13 protein-coding genes are annotated in these 20,366 nt (G+C 54.1%); 4 read left to right on the forward strand and 9 right to left on the reverse strand.

Translation table 11 applies throughout. The annotated features are described in order from the left end of the window. Positions 1-123: 123 nt before the first annotated feature. The 7 genes from trhP to OGY15_RS09190 form a co-directional block, all read right to left on the reverse strand. The gene (trhP, locus tag OGY15_RS09160; RefSeq protein WP_151219777.1) at positions 124-1,485 is read right to left on the reverse strand and encodes a prephenate-dependent tRNA uridine(34) hydroxylase TrhP; all 1,362 of its coding nucleotides are present in this window, start codon (positions 1,483-1,485) and stop codon (positions 124-126) included. A gap of 166 nt (positions 1,486-1,651) precedes the next feature. Further along, positions 1,652-2,374, reverse strand: coding sequence for an envelope stress response regulator BaeR (gene baeR / locus OGY15_RS09165; protein WP_187258726.1), 723 nt, complete (start codon positions 2,372-2,374; stop codon positions 1,652-1,654). After that, positions 2,371-3,774, reverse strand: a complete 1,404-nt coding sequence (gene baeS, locus OGY15_RS09170; protein ID WP_187253375.1) for an envelope stress sensor histidine kinase BaeS — start codon at positions 3,772-3,774, stop codon at positions 2,371-2,373. Before baeS ends, baeR begins: the two co-directional genes overlap by 4 nt. Continuing rightward, positions 3,774-5,186 carry an MFS transporter gene (locus OGY15_RS09175; protein ID WP_187253374.1) on the reverse strand — a complete coding sequence of 471 codons (1,413 nt, stop codon included), beginning with the start codon at positions 5,184-5,186 and terminating at the stop codon, positions 3,774-3,776. The genes baeS and OGY15_RS09175 overlap by 1 nt, the downstream gene beginning before the upstream one ends. After that, complete coding sequence (gene mdtC, locus OGY15_RS09180) at positions 5,183-8,263, reverse strand: multidrug efflux RND transporter permease subunit MdtC (RefSeq protein ID WP_286538956.1); 3,081 nt, start codon at positions 8,261-8,263, stop codon at positions 5,183-5,185. Before mdtC ends, OGY15_RS09175 begins: the two co-directional genes overlap by 4 nt. Then, complete coding sequence (locus OGY15_RS09185; RefSeq protein ID WP_210904581.1) at positions 8,264-11,386, reverse strand: MdtB/MuxB family multidrug efflux RND transporter permease subunit; 3,123 nt, start codon at positions 11,384-11,386, stop codon at positions 8,264-8,266. Further along, on the reverse strand, positions 11,386-12,633 hold the full coding sequence (locus tag OGY15_RS09190; protein WP_286538957.1) for an MdtA/MuxA family multidrug efflux RND transporter periplasmic adaptor subunit: 1,248 nt from the start codon (positions 12,631-12,633) through the stop codon (positions 11,386-11,388). Before OGY15_RS09190 ends, OGY15_RS09185 begins: the two co-directional genes overlap by 1 nt. A gap of 278 nt (positions 12,634-12,911) precedes the next feature. Between OGY15_RS09190 and OGY15_RS09195 the strand changes: the two genes are divergently transcribed. Beyond that, entirely contained in the window at positions 12,912-12,971 is a 60-nt protein-coding gene (locus OGY15_RS09195; RefSeq protein ID WP_151219965.1) for a type I toxin-antitoxin system Ibs family toxin, read from the forward strand. Between the two features lie 99 nt (positions 12,972-13,070). Here the strand turns inward: OGY15_RS09195 and yegD are convergent, their stop codons facing one another. After that, complete coding sequence (gene yegD / locus OGY15_RS09200; protein WP_187258730.1) at positions 13,071-14,423, reverse strand: molecular chaperone; 1,353 nt, start codon at positions 14,421-14,423, stop codon at positions 13,071-13,073. Positions 14,424-14,559: 136 nt separating this feature from the next. On the opposite strand from yegD, the gene alkA reads away from it, so the two are divergent. Then, complete coding sequence (gene alkA / locus OGY15_RS09205) at positions 14,560-15,429, forward strand: DNA-3-methyladenine glycosylase 2 (protein WP_151224702.1); 870 nt, start codon at positions 14,560-14,562, stop codon at positions 15,427-15,429. Here the strand turns inward: alkA and OGY15_RS09210 are convergent. Further along, positions 15,397-18,726 carry a diguanylate cyclase gene (locus OGY15_RS09210; RefSeq protein ID WP_151219771.1) on the reverse strand — a complete coding sequence of 1,110 codons (3,330 nt, stop codon included), beginning with the start codon at positions 18,724-18,726 and terminating at the stop codon, positions 15,397-15,399. The two genes, alkA and OGY15_RS09210, sit on opposite strands and share 33 nt — an antisense overlap. A 315-nt stretch (positions 18,727-19,041) precedes the next feature. Between OGY15_RS09210 and udk the strand changes: the two genes are divergently transcribed. Continuing rightward, positions 19,042-19,683: a uridine kinase gene (udk, locus tag OGY15_RS09215; RefSeq protein ID WP_151219770.1), complete on the forward strand. Its 642-nt coding sequence runs from the start codon at positions 19,042-19,044 to the stop codon at positions 19,681-19,683. A gap of 91 nt (positions 19,684-19,774) precedes the next feature. Continuing rightward, a complete protein-coding gene (dcd, locus tag OGY15_RS09220) occupies positions 19,775-20,356 on the forward strand; it encodes a dCTP deaminase (protein WP_003834269.1) in 582 nt (193 codons plus the stop codon). The last annotated feature ends 10 nt before the right edge of the window (positions 20,357-20,366 follow it).

Here is a 20,366-nt window from a genome sequence, read left to right on the forward strand (position 1 = left end):
CCTGGTACAGCTAGCATTTATGGGTTATGTTTTTCAGCGGAGGAGATAATACCCTTAATGAACGAAACGGTATGTGATCGATTTCTAAGAATCTTCCGTACGCTGAAAAATAACCGTAATTAACTACTTAGCATGCGGGTTGCGTGTGGACTCACCAGCAAAATTACGCATCAACAATGCATAATTCAGATCGATATCCTCCGGTACTGGCATCCAGACGGTGTAGCCGTCACCCGGTGCAACCGGCATTGCTTCGCCTTTCGCGTTTTCCATCTGCTCGAGAGTAAAGTTGATGTTGCCTTGTGGGGTCATCAGCTCCAGGCTGTCGCCGACGGTGAATTTGTTTTTCACCAGTACTGCCGCCAGTTCACCTTTACGTTCACCAGTGAATTCACCGACAAACTGCTGGCGCTCGGAAACGGAGAAGCCGTATTCATAGTTCTGATAGTCGTCATGTGTATGGCGGCGCAGGAAGCCTTCGGTGTAACCACGATGTGCCAGACCCTCCAGCGTTTCCAGGAGTTGCGGGTCGAACGGTTTACCGGCTGCGGCATCATCAATCGCTTTGCGATATACCTGTGCGGTGCGCGCGCAGTAGTAATAGGACTTGGTGCGACCTTCAATTTTCAGCGAATGCACGCCCATTTGAGTCAGTCGTTCAACGTGGGCAATAGCTCGCAAATCCTTCGAGTTCATGATGTAAGTACCGTGTTCGTCTTCAAACGCGGTCATATACTCACCCGGACGCTGGGCTTCTTCGATCATAAATACTTTGTCTGTCGGCGCGCCAATCCCCAGCGTCGGCTCAACGTTTTGTACCGGGATAGGCTCGTATTTATGCACGATATTGCCCACCACGTCTTCTTTGCCTTCCTGCACGTTGTATTCCCAGCGGCAGGCATTGGTACAGGTGCCTTGGTTCGGGTCACGCTTATTGATGTAGCCAGAGAGCAGGCAACGGCCGGAGTAGGCCATGCACAGCGCACCGTGCACGAAGATCTCAAGCTCCATATCCGGCACCTGGGTGCGGATCTCTTCAATTTCTTCCAGCGATAGCTCGCGGGAGAGGATCACGCGGGTCAGCCCCATCTGTTTCCAGAACTTCACCGTTGCCCAGTTTACGGCGTTAGCCTGTACTGAAAGGTGAATGTCCATCTCCGGGAAGTTTTCGCGCACCAGCATGATAAGCCCCGGGTCTGACATGATCAGGGCATCCGGCCCCATTTCCACCACCGGTTTCAGATCACGAATGAAGGTTTTCAGCTTGGCGTTGTGGGGGGCAATGTTCACCACCACGTAGAATTTTTTACCCAGTTCATGGGCTTCATTAATGCCGAGCTGCAGGTTTTCGTGGTTGAATTCGTTGTTGCGTACGCGCAATGAATAACGCGGTTGGCCCGCATACACGGCGTCTGCGCCATAGGCGAAAGCGTAACGCATGTTTTTCAGCGTTCCCGCCGGGGAAAGGAGTTCCGGTTTAAACATAATTTTCTCGTTCTGATGACAGGTCAGACTCGCCACACTCGGTGAGGCGGTTAGGGGAGTGCCCCCATATTAAGGGCGGGCATTGTAGCGCTGAGGGGCGGGCAGGTAAAGTCATTGTACCTGGTGGTCGCTCCGCCTTATCTGACATCGGTTGGGCTATCTCTGATTACACAATTCGGCACGCATCGGCTTCCCAACGATACCCTACGCCATAGACCGCGCGGATAAATGACTGCTCCGCATCCAGCGACTCCAGCTTGCGTCGCAAGTTCTTAATATGGCTGTCGATAGTGCGATCGGTAACCACGCGGTAATCGTCGTAGAGATGATTGAGTAACTGTTCGCGGGAGAAGACTTTTCCCGGTTCATGTGACAGCGTTTTGAGTAAGCGGAATTCAGCGGGCGTTAAGTCGAGCATTTTCCCACGCCAGGACGCCTGAAAACGACCTTCATCGACAATCAGCGGGCTGGCTGCATCCATTTGTTGCAGTTCGCGCTGCGGTTTGCAACGGCGCAGAATCGTCTTCACGCGAGCGACAACTTCGCGCGGGCTGTAAGGTTTGCAAATGTAGTCATCTGCACCGATCTCCAGCCCCAACAGGCGATCTATTTCTTCAATTTTGGCGGTTACCATCATGATGGGGATTTCCGAGAAACGACGAATCTCCCGACACAGAGTCAGACCGTCGGTACCGGGCAGCATCAGATCTAACAAGATCATATCGGGCGGTGTCTGCCGCACAAAAGGCAGAACCAAATCACCGTGGCTGATAAGCGTAGGGGCGTAGCCTGCCGCTCGCAGGTAGTCGATAAGTAGTTGCCCCAGCTTGGGCTCGTCTTCCACGATCAGAATACGCGGCGTGTTTTCATCAATGGGTAACTCAGTCATACATCTCTCTGTAAATCGCGTTCCAGCGGAAACTCTACTGTAATGCTAACCCCGCCAAAAGGCGAATGGGCGGCGCGGATCAGACCATTATGCGCCTGTACGATATTGACGCAAATCGCCAGCCCCAGTCCGGAACCTCCGCTGGCGCGGTTACGCGAGCCTTCGGTGCGATAAAATCGCTCGAACAGCCTCTGCAACTGGTCGTCACTGACGCCAGGAGCGGAATCAGCGAAGGTTAATAAAACCATACGCTCACGCTGTTCGGCGCTGATGTGCAGTCCACCGCCGCTGTCGGTGTAGCGCAGGCTGTTTTCCAGCAGATTGTTGAACAACTGCATCAAACGATCTCTGTCACCGAAAACCGCCATACTGTCCGGGAGCGAAAGCTGTATCGTCAGTCCACGGCTGGCAAAGCGTTCACGAAATGCGCCGCTTGCCACTTCCAGTAACGGGATAAGATCCAGCGATGTTTTCTGATAGGCCAGAGCGCCCTCATCTGACATGGAGAGCTGATGAAGATCGTTAACCAGCTTGGTGAGTGTACCGACTTCAGCCTGTAAAGAGGCCACCGACTCGGGCGTAAACTGGCGTACGCCATCCTGAATAGCCTCCAGTTCACCGCGCAATACTGCCAACGGCGTGCGCAGTTCGTGAGAAATATCGGCCATAAAATCACGGCGCATCTGCTGGTTTTTTTCCAGCGTACTGGCGAGCTGGTTAAAGTCCAGCGCCAGTTTACCTAGCTCATCCGTACTGGTCGGCGCAACGCGAGTGGTGAAATCGCCAGCCGCCAGTTTGTGTGTGCCTTCCACCAGCCGTTTGACCGGTGCCAGCAGGCTGCGCGCCAGCGTAAACGTTGCCAGCGCCGCCAGGATCGTGGAGAGCGCGACGATAAGCCAACTGGAACGTCTTTGCTGCTTGTCGAAATTGATATCCGTATTACGCGTTAAGCGCTCCACCGGTGAGGCAATCACGGCACCCACTTCGCTACCGTTAACGCGGATGGGATGGCGCATACCGTCACGGGGGACCGGGGCCCGCGGGCCGACCAGCACGCGGGCATTTTGATCGACAACCCAAAACTGCGTACGCCAGCCGTGTGGCGGCATGGCTGGACCCGGTTTATCATCGTCATTGTCGTGTTCAAAAGAACGCAGGATCTGAAAAACAAACCGATCGTTATTGCGCAAGAATCGCCAGTTGCCATGTTGCTCATACTGTTCGCCGAGCGCATCGCTGAGCATTTGCAGCCGCTGTTCGTTACCGTTCTTAATATAATCGATAAAACCGCGTTCGAAGCTTATGCGTACGGCCCAGTGCATGCTGATCAGCAACACAATGCAGGTGGCGAAAATCGCCAGAAACAGTTTGCCGGTGATACCGGGCCGCCAGAACTTCATCAGGTGCTCCTTTTGCGCCGTGAAATCACCGCGTTGGTTTGCGTGTCATTCGGCACGCGGGAAAAAATGATAGCGGGCAGCGCAATAATGAGTGCAATGCACAGCCAGGTATACATAAAGACGTTATGCGTACTATTGCTGTCAACGGTGATATGTTGCTGGCCAAACATGCCTAACAGCAGACCCGCGATAGTTACCCCGATACTCATCGACAGCTGCATGATCATCGACAGCAGGCTGTTGCCGCTGCTGGCGAGATCGTCAGGCAGATCTTTTAGCGTCAGGGTGTTCATGGATGAAAAGCGCGTTGAGTTGACCATTCCCTGTAAGAACAGCACGAAGGGCAGGGCGTAATACCAGCCGAGTAGCGCGGTGGTCATCAACAGCACACAGACCAGCGACAGGCCAAGCGTAGTAGCGACCAGTACGCGACGGTAGCCAAACCGGTTAACGACCTGCACCACAATGCGCTTCATGCCCATACTGCCCAGCACCATCGGGATCATCATTAACCCGGCATGAAACGGTGAAAAACCGAGGCCAATCTGTAAAAACACCGGCGTCATAAACGGCAGCATACCGCTGCCGATGCGTCCGGCAAAACTACCAAACAGACCTAGTGAGAAGGTCGATGTGCGAAACAAATTTAAGCTGAATAGCGCGCGGGGATTTCGATGAGCGTGTTTCAGATACAGCGTAATTGCCAACACCCCACAGATAACCAGCGCCGCCAGCGTGATACCGGAGAGGCCGGTTCCTTTGCTACCATCGAGCGCCAGCGTCAGAACTGCCATACCGACCGCCAGCATCGCGAATCCGGAGAGGTCGAAGCGTCGGGTTTGCATGGTGTAGTTGGGCATCAGCATCAACGTTGCTATCGCGCCGACAATACCTACCGGAATGTTAATCAAAAATATCCAGTGCCAGGAGGCGTACTCAACCAGAATACCGCCTAATGCCGGTCCCAGTAATGGACCAATCTGACCGGGCAGTGTGACAAACGTCATTGCCGCCATATATTGCTCGCGCGGGACGATTTTCATCACCGTTAGCCTGCCGACCGGCACCATCATCGCACCGCCAACGCCTTGTAAGACGCGTGCCATCACCAGCTCGTTGAGCGTGCTCGACCAGGCGCAAAACAGCGAACCAAGTGTAAACAGAATGATGGCGCTGAAGAAGATATTACGCACGCCGACTTTGTCTGCCAGCCATCCGCTGGCGGGCAACATGACGGCAACGGTTAATACATATGACACAATGACCATATGCATATGTAACGGGCTTTCCCCGAGGCTTGCCGCCATCGAGGGAAGCGCGGTATTAACGATGGTGGTATCCAGCGATTGCATAAAAAAGCCGAATGCCACAATCCAAAGCTGCCAGCGGGTGCTGTCGGGAAGTTCTGTCATAACTCTGCTACCGATTTGCTGTTTTTACGCGAAAAACGCAGACGCAGACGGTCGAAAAAGAGATACACCACGGGCGTGGTATACAGCGTCAGGAGTTGGCTCACGACCAGACCGCCGACTATGGTTATCCCCAACGGCTGGCGCAGTTCAGAGCCATCTCCTGCGGATAACACCAGCGGCAGCGCGCCAAACAACGCTGCCAGCGTGGTCATCATGATTGGGCGAAAGCGCAACAGGCAGGCCTGGAAAATGGCTTCCTCCGGCTGCAGCTTGCCGTTTCTCTGTGCTTCCAGCGCAAAATCGACCATCATGATGGCGTTTTTCTTCACAATGCCAATTAATAGCATGATCCCTATCAGGGCGATTAGGCTGAACGGGGCATTGAACAGCTCCAGCGCCAGCAAAGCCCCAACGCCAGCGGAAGGTAGCGTGGAGAGAATGGTCAGAGGGTGAACATAGCTTTCATACAACATGCCCAGCACGATGTAGACCGTGGCGATAGCGGCGATGATCAGGATCACCTGTGACTTCATGGTGTCCTGAAATACTTGTGCTGTACCGGCAAAGCTGCCGCGCACCGTGGAGGGAACGCCGAGTTGGGTCATTGTTCTGTTGATGGCCTCTGTCGCCTCAGATAAAGAAGAGCCTGTCGGCAGGTTAAACGACACGGTTGAGGCGGCAGATAAGCCCTGATGGTTAACCGACAGCGGGGCATTCGCCGGTTGCCATTTGGCAAAGTACGATAACGGGATCGCCTTACCGTCATTGTTGATGACGAACATTTTGTCCAGCGCGCTAATGTCCTGGGTGTAACGTCGATCGACCTCCATCACCACTTTGTACTGGTTCATCGGCTGATAAATAGTCGAAATTTGCCGTTGGCCAAACGCGTTGTTCAACAGGCTGTTAGCGGCTGCGACGTCGATCCCCAGACGCGACATGGTGTCACGATCGTAGGAAAGGTTCATCTCCGCACCATTATCCTGCTGATCGGAATTGACGTCCGCCAGTTGGGGCAGGGCGGCAAGCGCCTTACGGATTTTCGGTTCCCACTCACGAAGCGCTGCGAGATCGTCGGACAGCAATGTGTATTGATAGCTGGCGTTGGCCTGGCGTCCACCGACGCGAATATCCTGGACTGCCATCAAAAACAGATTCGCGCCCGGCTCTTTTGCCAACTTCACTCGTAGGCGGTCGATCACCTGCTGAGCGGTTTCGCGGCGTTCATCGCGCGGCTTGAGGGTAATAAACATCATCCCACTGTTAACCCGGGAACCTCCTGTAAAACCAGTGACGTTATTTACTGCTGGGTCGTCGCGGATGATCTTCATAAAGTCCTGCAGTTTGCCGCGCATAGCCTGGAAAGAGATGCTCTGGTCGGCCTGGATCCCTCCCATCAATACGCCCGTATCCTGCTCCGGGAAGAAGGTTTTGGGAATGGAAATATAAAGCCAGATATTCAGCGCAATAGTGCCGAGCAACACCACACCCACCATTCGCGTGTGGCGCAACACCCATTTAAGCGAAGTGCCGTAACTCTGCTGCAGTGCTACCAACACACGACCAAATCCCCGTTTACGCGACTGTTCACGCGGGGCGCTGGATTTGAGCATCCAGCCGCACATCATTGGCGTTAATGTGAGTGACACCAGCAGCGAGATACCGATGGCAACCGACAGCGTGACGGCAAATTCGCGCAGCAGGCGCCCAGGCAATCCCCCCATTAACAGCAGTGGCAGGAATACCGCCACCAGCGACAGGCTCATAGAGAGCACGGTGAATCCCACTTCGCGCGTGCCCTGTAATGCCGCCTGCAGTGGCTTCATGCCCGCTTCCAGATGGCGAGCAATATTTTCCAGTACCACGATGGCGTCATCCACGACAAATCCCGTCGCAATGGTCAGCGCCATCAACGACAGGTTATTCAGGCTGAATCCGCACAGATACATGGCGGCAAAGGTACCAATCAGCGAGACCGGAACCGCTACTGCGGGGATCAGGGTCGCGCGCCCGGAACGCAGGAAAACAAAGACCACCAGGATAACCAGTGCTACAGAGATAATCAGCGTCTGTTCGACTTCCTCCAGTGAGGCGCGAATAGTCGGCGAACGGTCCTGGGCAATTTGCAGGTCGATGGCGGCCGGGACTAGTGTTTGTAACTCCGGTAATTTGGCGCGAATGCTGTCTACCGTCTGAATAATATTGGCTTCCGGCAGTTTGCGGATCATCAGCAGGATGGCGGGTTTGGCGTTGGTCATCCCCGCGTTACGAACGTCCTGTACCGAGTCGGTTACAGACGCAACGTCACCAAGCCGCACCGCCGCGCCGTTGTTATAGTGGATGATAATCGGTTGGTATTCGGCGGCGGTTTTCAGCTCATCGTTAGTTTGTACCTGCCAGCGATGGGTATCATTCTCGATTGCTCCCTGCGGCTTACGCACGTTGGCGTTGTCGATCGCGCTACGCACGTCGTCCAGTGACACCCCCTGGTTAAACAGCGCTTGCGGGTTGAGTCCGACCCGTACGGCAGGCAGAGAACTCCCGCCGACGTCCACGTCACCCACTCCGTCGATTTGCGCGATGGTTTGTGCCAGTTGGGTCGATGCGAAATCGTACAGTTCACCCTGCGAGTAAGTGTCTGACGTGAGCGTCAGGATCATTATTGGCGCATCGGAAGGGTTGGCTTTGCGGTACGTTGGTCGGCTTGGCATCCCGCTGGGTAACAGGCTTTGCGCCGCGTTAATCGCGGCCTGAACGTCCCGCGCTGCACCATTGATGTCACGGTCGAATTTGAATTCGAGAATAATGCGCGTACTGCCAAGCGAACTGCTTGAGGTCATTTCGTTCACACCTGCGATGCGCCCCAGCGAGCGCTCCAGCGGGGTCGCGACCGAGGAGGCCATTGTTTCAGGGGAGGCACCGGGTAATGATGCGCTGACCATTATCACCGGAAAATCCACCTGCGGCAGCGGAGCGACCGGCAGCAGTCGAAAACCCAGAATACCGCACAGGGTGATAGCCACCGAAATGAGAATGGTCGCCACCGGACGATGAATGAAAAGCGCGAAAAATTTCATTTACGCTTCCTCTTCCTGGCGCGGGAAGCGGTTTTTCACGTACAGCGACAGGCGGTCAAACAGCAGGTAAATCACCGGCGTAGTAAACAGGGTTAACACCTGACTTACCAGCAGCCCGCCAACCATGCCAATCCCTAATGGGCGGCGTAACTCTGCGCCCACACCGGTACTTAACATCAGCGGCAACGCGCCGAGCAGCGCTGCCAGCGTCGTCATCAGGATTGGACGAAAACGCAGTAAACACGCCTGGAAAATGGCATCGCGCGGCGCCATACCCTGTTCGCGCTCCGCAGCAAGGGCAAAGTCGATCATCATGATGGCGTTTTTCTTGACGATACCGATCAACAAAATAATGCCGATGATCGCGATGACGTCCAGTTCGCTGCCTGCAATCATTAACGCCAGCAGTGCTCCGACACCCGCTGTAGGCAGCGTGGAGAGAATGGTAATCGGGTGAATAAAGCTCTCGTACAACACGCCGAGCACGATATACATCGCCACAACCGCGGCCACAATCAACCAGATAGTGTTGCCCAACGCGGCCTGGAAGGCGAGGGTACTGCCCTGGAACTGGGTGGTAATATTCGCGGGCAGGTTAAGCGTTTTTTCTGCATCCAGAATTGCCTGTACCGCATCGCCCAGCGAATGATCTTCCGGCACGTTGAATGAGATGGTGGTGACCGGGAACTGATCGAGGTGGTTAATCGACAGAGGGGCGAAACGCTGTTCAATGCTGGCGATCGCGCTGAGCGGTACCATGCCGCCGTCACTACTGGTCAGACGGATAGTGTCCAGCGCGGCAATGCCTGGCGTATTATTGGTGTCATGTTCTAACACGACGCGATACTGGTTGGCCTGGGTGTAAATGGTTGAAATCAGTCGCTGGCCGAAGGCGTTATACAGGGCATTATCGACATCCGCCATGCTAATGCCTAAACGGCTGGCGCTGTCGCGATTGACATTCACATACGCCACCAGTCCTTTATCCTGCCAGTCGCTGCTGACGTCGGACAGTTGCGGTAGCTGCTGTAGTTTTGCTAACAGTTGTGGAACCCAGGTGCTGAGGGCATCCAGGGAAGTTGCTTGCAGCGTAAACTGATATTGCGTCCGGCTAACCTGAGTATCAATCGTCAGGTCCTGGGTCGGCTGAAGGTAGAGGTCAACGCCGGGGACTCTGTCAACCGCGTCCTGTAACCGGGCGATCACTTTCTGTACGCGATCGTCACGTTCATCCAGCGGTTTAAGGTTGATTTGCAAACGCGCGCTGTTTAATGCCGGATTCGTACCATCCACGCCAACAAACGCGGTCAGGCTCTCTACCGCCGGATCTTTAAGGATGACATCTGAAACCTGTTGCTGGCGCTGGGCCATGCTGGCAAACGAACTGGACTGCGGTGCCTGTAGCGTACCCTGGATAATACCGTTGTCCTGGATCGGGAAGAAACCTTTTGGGATGAAAACCCATAGCATGACGCTCAGTGCCAGCGTGCCGAGTGCCACGCTCAGCGTCAGCCAAGGGTGGTTTAGTACTTTTGCCAGCCAGTGGCCGTACCCGGCAATGACGCGATCGAACATGCGCTCCGAGGCGCGGGAGAAGCGGTTTTGCTTGCGCAACGAGGCTTGACTAAGCATACGCGCGCACATCATCGGCGTGAGGGTAAGTGAGACGACGGCGGAAATCAGAATTGCCACGGCCAGCGTAACGGCAAATTCACGGAATAATCGGCCAACGATATCACCCATAAACAACAGTGGAATCAGGACGGCGATCAGCGAAAATGTTAGCGAGATGATGGTAAAACCAATCTCGCCTGCACCTTTCAGGGCGGCAGTCAGCGGTTTCTCGCCTTTTTCAAGGTAGCGTGAAATATTCTCAATAACCACGATAGCGTCATCCACCACAAAGCCCGTTGCGATGGTGAGCGCCATTAAAGTCAGGTTGTTGATGGAGAAATCAAGAAATACCATCACCGCGAAAGTGCCGACTAGCGATAGCGGTACGGCGACGGCGGGAATAATCGTCGCCGGAATATTGCGCAGAAACAGGTAGATAATCATCACCACCAGTGCTATTGCCAGCATCAGCTCAAACTGGGTGTCTGCAACAGAGGCACGAATATTGGTTGTACGATCTGAAAGCACGCTGACATTGACTGATTTGGGCAGACTTTCGGTGAGCTGCGGCAACATTTGACGGATACTGTCTGCCGTGGAGATGATGTTCGCCCCAGGTTGGCGCTGCACATTCATCACAATCGCTTGTTGCTTATTGGCCCACGCGCCCAGCCAGCTATTTTCTGCCCCTTGTTCGACGGTAGCGACATCGCCCAGGCGCACCGGCGCGCCATTTTTATAGGCCACAATCAGTTGACGATATTCGTCCGCGGACTGCATCTGGTCATTGGCTGAAAGCGTGACGGCACGCGTTGGGCCATCAAGACTCCCTTTCGCTGAATTAACGTTGGCTCCGGTGATGGCCGTACGGATAGTTTCGCTGGTCAGACCGAGGGCGGCAATGGCCTGAGCGTTAAGCTTCACGCGGACCGCCGGACGTTGTCCACCGGAAAGGGTTACCAGACCAACGCCGGAAACCTGAGAGATTTTCTGCGCGACGCGGGTTTCGACCATATCTTCCACCTGCGTCATCGGCATGGCGCTGGAAGTGACCGCCAGCGTCATGATTGGTGGATCTGCCGGGTTTACCTTGCTGTAAACCGGTGGGTTGGGCAGGTCGTTCGGCAGTAAATTAGTGGCGGCGTTAATCGCAGCCTGAACTTCCTGCTCGGCAACATCTAACGGGAGCGTCAGTTGAAACTGCAACGTGACGACCGATGCGCCGCCGGAGCTTTGCGAGGACATCTGCTTCAAGCCAGACATCTGTCCGAACTGACGTTCAAGCGGTGCGGTGACCGCCGAGGTCATGACGTCCGGGCTGGCGCCGGGGTAGAGCGTAACGACCTGAATTGTTGGGTAATCAACTTCCGGCAAGGCGGCGATCGGCAGGAAGCGATAACCGATAATACCGGCCAGTAAAATCGCGACCATCAGCAACGTGGTGGCGACGGGGCGCAGAATGAACAGGCGCGATGGTCCGCCTGTATTGTCCGGAGGTAACGCCTGCATCAGGAATCGGCTCCTTTTTTGCCGTATCCGCGTGGCGCAGTTTTCTCGTCCGTCGCTAAGGCGTCATGCGCCTCAACGACTTCGACTTTTGCGCCTTCCGTAAGGCGGTCAATACCGTCAGTTACGACCCGATCACCTGCGGACAACCCCGCGGCGATTACCACTTTTTGGCTATCCTGAATACCCGGTTTAACCAGATGTTTGCTCACTTTATTATCGCTGTTCAGCACCCAGACAAAGTGGCCTTCGTTGCCCATCTGCAGGGCGGCTGTTGGGATCACCACGGCATTTTGCTGCGTGTCGACCAGCATGCGGGCGTTGACGAACTGGTTAGGGAATAACGCATCATCCTGATTGTTAAAACGGGCTTTAACTTTGATGGTTCCTGTAGTGGCATCAATCTGATTGTCGAGACTGAGCAGGACGCCTTCACTCAGTTTTTGTGAATTGGTTCGGTCCCAGGCTTCGACTTTGAGCGGCTCCCCCGATTTTTGTGCCCGCAACACGGTGGCGATGTCGTTTTCAGGCAAGGTGAATATCAGGTCGATGGGATGCGTTTGCGTAATGACGACAATCCCGGTGGTATCGCCGCTGGATATTTGGTTACCCACATCGACCTGTTTCAGACCGACGCGACCATCGACAGGGGCGGTTATCCGGCTCCAGTCGAGCTGCAGTTGGGCGCTGGCGACGCTGGCCTCATCCGCTTTAATCGTCCCTAACGTCTCATTGACCAGCGCCTGCTGGGCGTCCAGCTCCTGGCGGGAGACCAGATTGGTTTTAACCAACTGTTGATAGCGGGCAAGATCGCGACGGGCATTCGCCAGCGTGGCTTTATCTTTTGCCAGTTGCCCCTGCGCCTGAGCCAGAGCGACTTTGAACTGACTGGGGTCTATCTCAGCCAGCAGATCGCCAGCTTTTACCTGCTGCCCTTCTTCGAAATGTAAGGCGATGAGCTGTCCGTCCACCCGGCTACGTACCGTGGCGGTATTGGCGGCAGTAATGGTTCCCAGCCCTGTCAGGTAACGCGGAACGGCTTCCTCGGTGGCGGTGGCAGCCTGAACGGGAGCTAACGGTCCGGAACGCATTCCACGCCGTCCTGACCCTGGCGTTTGCTGCGCTGGTTTGGTCGCGCCCGGTGCGGTTTCCCGGGAAGCGCTGCGGCTTTGCCAGAACCAGATTGCGGCGATGGAAGCCACGACGATCGCGATTGCTATCACCCAGCGGGATTTATTACTGCCTTTCATTCTTATGAGTTTCTCATCCTGAAACGATTCGCGGAATGATACTAGTTTAGCCAGTGAACAAGGGTGAAAGATGGAGGAATTATGAAACACTGTCTGGATTCGTCTGAATGCCGACGCGGCTTTGCGAGGCGTTACGCAACAATCTGCGGTGAAAATAGCGAATGCGTCATTGTGCGTTAGAGTGCAGCCAAGGCAAAAGGAGGTAAGCCAGAGATTTCAGCGGGACGCTGTAACGGGAAAGCCCCTCCCGAGGAAGGGACCAAAATAAGGAAAGGGTTATGATGAAGCAGGTCATCATACTGGTGATACTCTTCGTCATTAGCTTCGCGGCTTACTAAGAAACCAGGGGGAGGGGAAACCCTCCCTAACCCTCACTCCTGAAAATAAGACACAGTAACGATGACGTCAATACGCGTACCTTTAAGCCTGCGAGCCGCTTAGCGGAAAACAACGTCAGCCCAGCGGGCCAGTCCGGCGGTGACGGAGCCGAAATCATCGCCGCCCGCGATAGGGATCCCAGGAAGCTGCTCGGTGAGAGCCTTTTTGATCAACGGCGAACGCGCGCTGCCGCCGGTCAGGTAAATCACGTCCGGTTTTTCCTGTGCGTTTTCCAGCGCCAGTTGCACCTGCTCCAGAATACGCGCCAGGGGTTGATTAAGTGCAGTTTCCAGACCGTGCTGACTGATATCGGTTGCCAGCGTGTCGCTGATAAACGGGATCGCCGCTGTAACGATAGTCTGGTCGGAAAGCGCAATTTTGCTCTCTTCTGCGCTGCGCACCAGGCGGTAGCTCAGACGCTCGCGCCAGACTTTAAGCAACAGTGCGACTTTATCGGCTTCTCTCGCGTCGCGGACAAGATCGTTGAGCAAGCGACCGTTGGCGCTACTGTAGAAATCACTTTGCGCGGGAACATCGTTGATCGCGACCGCATTCCACCAGGGAAGAATAGGTAAGGCGATACCTTTTTCCGTTTCTCCCCCCATGCCGAGCAGCGGCATCAGGTGTTTAAACGCCAGCGCGATGTCCAGATCGTTCCCGCCTACGCGACAGCCACTGTGTCCCAGCAGGCTATTTTCGCGATCGGCGCGCTGATGCCATTGCGGCCCCATCAGCAGCAGTGAACAGTCGGTCGTACCCCCGCCAATATCCACCACTAACACACGTTTTTCTTCCAGTAGCGTGGCTTCGAAATCCAGCCCAGCCGCGACCGGCTCGTACTGGAAGACGACATCCTGAAAACCGGCGCGTTTGGCCGCACGTTCAAGAATTCCTTGCGCCTGAGCGTTGGCATCATCGCCACCTAACCCCTGGAAGTTGATGGGGCGACCAATAACGGCCTGGGTGATCGCTTCCGGCAACTGATTTTGCGCCTGGTTGCGTATGTGCAGCATCATCGCGCAGACCAGATCCTCAAACAGCGCAACCTGCTGCGGCTTCAGACCGTTGGCACCCAAAAATGATTTTGGTGATTTAACAAAGTACACCTCTTCCGGGTCTGCAATATACTGACCCAGCGACGACAGACCGAACTGCACGCTGTTGACGTTAACGTCGATGTCTTCTTCGCGGTTAAAGCGCATTGCCCGGCGAAGCAGCGCCTGCGTTTCATCGTCCGTTGTTGGGACGTCGTGATGACGATACAACCACTCGCTGACTGCTTCACGCGTTGGCGCGCACAGCATTGAAGGCAGCAGCGTGCTGTTATTTTCCATTTTGAGCAGGTGTGGCTGCCCGTCACGCATAACGGCCACTGAACAGTTTGCCGTACCGTAGTCAAAACCAATAAACACCGTAAAAATCCCCATGCCAGTGAAGAAGGGGCGTGACTTTAACGAAATGTTGACGCCCCGACAACTGGAATATGAAAGCAAGGCGTATCGGTTGAATACCGTTTATGCTGTAGGTTTGCGTAAAAAGGAAAACTGAATGTTCACGCTGAGCTGGCAACCGCCTTATGACTGGCCCTGGATGCTGGGGTTTCTTGCCGCCCGTGCGGTTGAAGGTGTCGAAACTGTAGGTGAACTGAGTTATGTCAGAAGCCTCTCCGTTGAAGGGCATTGTGGTCTGGTACGCGTCGTCGCGGATCTGCAGGCCAACGCGCTACAGGTGACGTTGAGCCAGGGATTACAGCCGGTCTCCTCCGTGTGCCTGGAAAAAATAACGCGCCTGTTCGATCTGAACTGCTGTCCACAACAAATCACCAGCGCGCTAGGAAGTCTCGGTGCGGCGCGTCCGGGACTGCGTCTGCCGGGATGTGTCGATGTTTTTGAGCAAGGCGTACGGGCGATTTTAGGGCAGTTAGTCAGCGTGGCGATGGCGGCAAAACTGACGGCGAAAGTCGCGCTTGCTTATGGGGATATGCTGGAGGATGCTCCCGGGTACGTTTGTTTTCCTACGCCTGAAGCGTTAGCTAAAGCTGAACCATTGCATCTTAAAGCGTTAGGTATGCCACTCAAACGCGCTGAAGCGTTGATTTACCTGGCTCGCGCAACGCTTGAAGGAACGCTGCTGACAGCCGCGCCTGACGATATTGAGCAAGGCGTTAAGCAACTACAAACGTTTCCCGGGATAGGGCGCTGGACCGCCAATTATTTCGCGCTGCGTGGTTGGCAGGCGAAGGATGTATTTCTGCCGGATGATTATCTGATTAAACAGCGATTTCCTGGTATGACGCCAGCCCAGATCCGACGGTATGCAGAGCGCTGGATACCCTGGCGCTCCTACGCGCTCTTGCATATCTGGTATACAGATGGCTGGCAGCCGTCAGTTGATAGCGAAATTACTGGTATTCAGTAGCAGATCTATAGGTTGGGCGTCGGCAATAATGTCACCATAAATCATATCGATACCGATGCCAGAGAGCGTATCCATGATAAGCGGTAGTTGCACCGGGCCAGCGATGGTTTTAATGTCGAGGCGCTGGGCATGGCCCTGGATAATGGACACCCACATTTCGTCAATCAGGTCACCGTGGGCGCTGGCGCTTAGCTCGCTGTCGAGCAACAGGTAATCAACCATGTGATATTTCAGATTGTCAAAAAGCTCTAAATCACGGCCAACCTGACTTAACACAATTCGACAGCCGAACTGACGTAGCCGATGCAGGACGGATACTGCCAACGTAGGATTTGTTTTGATGACGATGGCTGGAACGGTCAGGTGCAACAACCGTGGCGGTAGCGGGCTGCGTTGCAATTGTTCCAGTAGCTCATCAACAAGTTCTGAATTGAGCAAACCTGCGGCGGAAAGGGGCAGGGCAATACTGAGCCCCTTGCTGGCGACTGCCGGAGCAGCGTTCTGGAAGAATTCGCGGAATACCCGGCGGTCGAGGGCTTGATTCAATGCGGGATCGACCAGTCCGGTACGGAAAGAATGCTCTTCAATCAGTTCGCCTTCCTCGGTGCCTAAACGTAATGAAACAAGCCAGAAGCTAAACGTCTCTGGTATACGCGGGGAGGCCACGCCCCTGGCGATCATCAGCATGGGGTTATGGGTGATGGAGTGTCTTTGTTCATCCAATGACAGTTGGCTACGCGTGGCATGGGCCTGACTTTGCTGGGGTTCATAGACGCAGACTCGTCCGCGCCCGCTGTTTTTCGCCGCGTAGCAGGCGATATCCGCCTGAGACATAACCTCGGTCGCAACATGGTTTTTCTCATCAATCAATGTAATCCCCGCACTGGCGCCAATGCGGTGCAAGCGGCCTTCCCACATGAAGTGGTAATCGTTAATGGCGCTAATGATGCGGCCTGAGATAAAGCGGGCGCTTTCGATATTGCAATCTGGCAGCAACAGACCAAACTCGTCGCCGCCAAGGCGCGCCAGCATATCGCTGGATCGCAGCATGCTCAGCATCAGTGAAGAGAGTTCGCGAAGCAAGGCATCGCCCGCGGCATGACCTGCGCTGTCGTTCACTGCTTTAAAACGATCGAGATCGATAAAAACCAGCACATGATGTTGGCGTGCGTCGTGTACTGTATGCAGCAACTGTTTAAGATGGTTTTCAAAGCTGACTCGATTGGCCAACTGCGTCAGATCGTCATGCGAAGCGCTGTAGCTAAGCTGGCGCAGCATTTTACGCGACTCGGTGACATCCTGTATGACCAGCACCGAGCCAATGCTGCCGCCATCCAGGGTGCTAAGGGGCGTGATGCTGTACTGAATGTCATAACTGTTGCCATTGCGACAATGCAGCACCACTTCCTGCTCAATTGCGGTGCGGGACATGTCGGCACTGTAGATATTTTCCATCAGCGGGCCGTTATCACCGAAGGTAATACGCAGTACCGTCAGGAGTGGCATGCCGATCGCGCTTTCCTGCTGCCAACCGCTCATTTTCTCAGCGACCGGATTCATAAAGGTCACGTTCATATCGACATCAATACAAATCACGGCTTCGCCAATGGAATCAAGCGTAATGTGCAGGCGCTCTTTTTCCTGATACAACGCTTCGTTAAGCTGCTTCACTTCGGTCATATCCATATTGATGCCAAGCAAGCGTTCGACTTCACCGTCTTTATTCAGCACCCGGTTGGCCAACGAACGGATATGCCGTACGCCATCTTTCACCGTGATACGAAACTCAAGCTTAAACGGAACCCGCGCGGCCAGCGAATCTCGAATCACATTTTCGGCGTGCTCGCGATCTTCAGGCACGAGGCATTGATACCAGACTTGCCAACTGGGTTTGATATGTGGGGGAACTTCATACAGATCGAACATACGCTTATCCCAACTGATCACATCAGGCTGCAGTTCCCATTCCCAAATGCCGATCCCACCGGCCTCATTCGCGAGAGTAATGCGCTCCATCAGCCGTTTATTAATCCACTCGGTATGCTTGAGATCGTTAATGTCTTCAACCTGGGCGATAAAGTAGAGTGGGGTATTGTCGCTATGACGTACCAGTGACACCGCCAGCAAGGCCCAGACAACCTCGCCCGCGCGGGTGTAATAGCGTTTTTCCATGGAATAGCTGTTGATTTCCCCGCGTGCCAGCATGTCCAACTGTTCGAGGTCATTATTCAAATCTTCCGGCCAGGTTAATTGCTGGAAGGTGAGTGAACGTAGCTCCTCCTGGCTATAGCCCAGAAACTGGCACAAGGCTTTATTGGCCTGCAGCCACTGCCCCTCGGTACCGACCAGCGCCATGCCAATCGCGGAATATTCCATCGCGTTGCGAAAGCGTAATTCGCTTTCTGAGATATGTTTACGTTCAGCCCGAAATGCGTACATCACCATGGTCATCATATTGGCTGGCAGCAGGATCATTAAAAACGGCAGCCAGGGAATGCTGGTAAACATGTTCAGTTTGGGGGTGTAGAGCAGCGAAGGGTCGGCGGCCAACATCAGCGAAACCATCATCACGGTGCTGAGGAATATTAAAAACGCCTCCATTCGCGGCAGACGCACGGCGCTCCACATCAGCAGGACAATAACGCAGGTAAACGGCCATGGAATGTACATCATTGACAGCCAACTGAGCGTTAAGGTCACCAACAGTGTAATCAGGGTCTCAAACAGTAAACGTGGGTTGCGATGGCGCAACAAATAATGTGGTTTAAACAGTAAACCCAGCGGCACCAGCGCCAGCGCACCGATGGATTCTGACAGTACCCAAATGAGAAAGGTATTTAACGTAGTTTCCTTCGGCAGCAACATCCACATTAATATGCCGCCCAGCAGCGGCGGAACAACCGCGCTGCCAAATGCCAGGCGCGCCCAGTCGTTAAGATTTTGTAAAGGATTGTACCAGGGTAAAAGTTTACGCAAGAGCATTGCGCCAACGACAGCCTCAATAATGTTAATCGCCGTGAAGGTGAAATTCAGCGACTCACTGGGGAAGAAGAGTAAAGAAGCGCCGATGTTACCCAAAGAGCAGGCCAGTGCGATCCCCGGCCACATTTTTCCTGCATGACGGTAAAAGGCCACCATCATGATTGAGGTTGGGAACCACAGCGGTGCCAGCTGTGCGCCGAAACGTGATAGTTCGAGCGAGAACAGCGTAAAGATGAACGCCACCAGACCTAAACTGGCCAGGCGCAGTAGAGGATGAGGTAATGTAACTAAAACATGTTGGGATTGTTTACTCATTACCACTCTACCCAAATAGCCGATGACGCCCAGTAGAGACGCCGGAGGCATCACATTTAATCTGGGATTATGCTAGTACAAATAATTTACAATTTATACGCCAGCAGCTCATAAATTAACACTCTCAAGCTATTAATTCCTAAGCTATGGGAATAAATAAAGCACCTGCTTTAAAACTGACCATTTTAATTTGCGACAGGGACGGCATTGGTGCAGGCTGGGCTGGCATCGCGCCGCTGAAATCCCTATAATTGCCGCGTTTGGCGTTTCGACGCCGCCCTTCCTTACATCCAGGTTAATCAGGTCGCTAAATTTATGACTGATCAGTCCCATCAGTGCGTCATTATCGGCATTGCCGGCGCATCGGCTTCCGGCAAGAGTCTTATTGCCAGTACTCTTTATCGCGAATTGCGTGAACAAGTCGGTGACGAACATATTGGCGTTATTCCCGAAGACAGCTATTACAAAGATCAAAGCCATCTGTCGATGGAAGAACGTGTTAAAACTAACTATGACCATCCGAATGCGATGGACCACAGCCTGCTGTTTCAACATCTGCAAACGTTGAAACGTGGTTGTGCTATTGAACTGCCCGTGTACAGCTATGTCGAGCACACGCGTACGCAGGACACTATTCATATTGAACCCAAGAAAGTGATTATTCTGGAAGGCATTCTGCTGCTGACGGATGCGCGTTTGCGTGAAGAGATGAACTTCTCTATTTTCGTTGATACGCCATTGGATATTTGCCTGATGCGCCGTATCAAGCGGGATGTGAACGAACGTGGTCGTTCAATGGATTCGGTAATGGCGCAATACCAGAAAACCGTCCGCCCAATGTTCCTGCAATTTATTGAGCCTTCAAAACAATACGCCGACATCATTGTGCCGCGCGGGGGGAAAAACCGCATCGCCATCGATATTCTGAAGGCTAAAATTAGTCAGTTCTTTGAATAAGTTCAGCGAATTGTGTACCGTTCAGTGATAACCTGGTTCGCCCTTAACGCACCTGGCATTAAGGGTTTGAAGCACGAAAGGAGAAAGTGCCATGCGTTTATGTGACCGAGATATTGAAGCCTGGTTGGATGAAGGTCGCCTGTCGATCACTCCCCGCCCTCCTGTCGAGCGAATCAATGGCGCCACGGTAGATGTGCGTCTTGGCAACAAATTCCGTACGTTCCGGGGTCATACGGCGGCGTATATCGATTTGAGTGGACCAAAAGATGAAGTCAGCGCCGCGCTGGATCGCGTGATGAGTGATGAAATCGTCCTCAAAGACGGCGAGGCGTTTTTCCTGCACCCGGGAGAACTGGCGCTGGCCGTGACGTTCGAATCCGTTACGCTGCCTTCCGATCTTGTCGGCTGGTTAGATGGCCGTTCTTCGCTGGCACGTCTGGGACTGATGGTACACGTCACCGCGCACCGCATCGATCCGGGCTGGTCAGGCTGCATCGTGCTGGAATTTTACAACTCCGGAAAATTACCGCTGGCCCTGCGTCCTGGCATGCCGATTGGCGCATTAAGTTTCGAACCGCTTTCCGGTCCGGCGGCGCGACCCTACAACCGTCGTCAGGACGCGAAGTATCGCGATCAGCAGGGCGCCGTTGCCAGCCGGATCGATAAAGACTGAGTGTTTTTCA

It is taken from the genome of Citrobacter sp. Cu231, from assembly GCF_030332265.1.
In the GTDB taxonomy this organism is placed as follows: Bacteria; Pseudomonadota; Gammaproteobacteria; order Enterobacterales; family Enterobacteriaceae; genus Citrobacter; species Citrobacter meridianamericanus.

Coding starts and splice junctions, on each gene's coding strand:
- trhP (WP_151219777.1), bottom strand. CDS start 1,485: ATGTTTAAACCGGAACTCCTTTCCCCGGCGGGAACGCTGAAAAACATG.
- baeR (WP_187258726.1), bottom strand. CDS start 2,374: ATGACTGAGTTACCCATTGATGAAAACACGCCGCGTATTCTGATCGTG.
- baeS (WP_187253375.1), bottom strand. CDS start 3,774: ATGAAGTTCTGGCGGCCCGGTATCACCGGCAAACTGTTTCTGGCGATT.
- OGY15_RS09175 (WP_187253374.1), bottom strand. CDS start 5,186: ATGACAGAACTTCCCGACAGCACCCGCTGGCAGCTTTGGATTGTGGCA.
- mdtC (WP_286538956.1), bottom strand. CDS start 8,263: ATGAAATTTTTCGCGCTTTTCATTCATCGTCCGGTGGCGACCATTCTC.
- OGY15_RS09185 (WP_210904581.1), bottom strand. CDS start 11,386: ATGCAGGCGTTACCTCCGGACAATACAGGCGGACCATCGCGCCTGTTC.
- OGY15_RS09190 (WP_286538957.1), bottom strand. CDS start 12,633: ATGAAAGGCAGTAATAAATCCCGCTGGGTGATAGCAATCGCGATCGTC.
- alkA (WP_151224702.1), top strand. CDS start 14,560: ATGTTCACGCTGAGCTGGCAACCGCCTTATGACTGGCCCTGGATGCTG.
- OGY15_RS09210 (WP_151219771.1), bottom strand. CDS start 18,726: ATGAGTAAACAATCCCAACATGTTTTAGTTACATTACCTCATCCTCTA.
- udk (WP_151219770.1), top strand. CDS start 19,042: ATGACTGATCAGTCCCATCAGTGCGTCATTATCGGCATTGCCGGCGCA.
- dcd (WP_003834269.1), top strand. CDS start 19,775: ATGCGTTTATGTGACCGAGATATTGAAGCCTGGTTGGATGAAGGTCGC.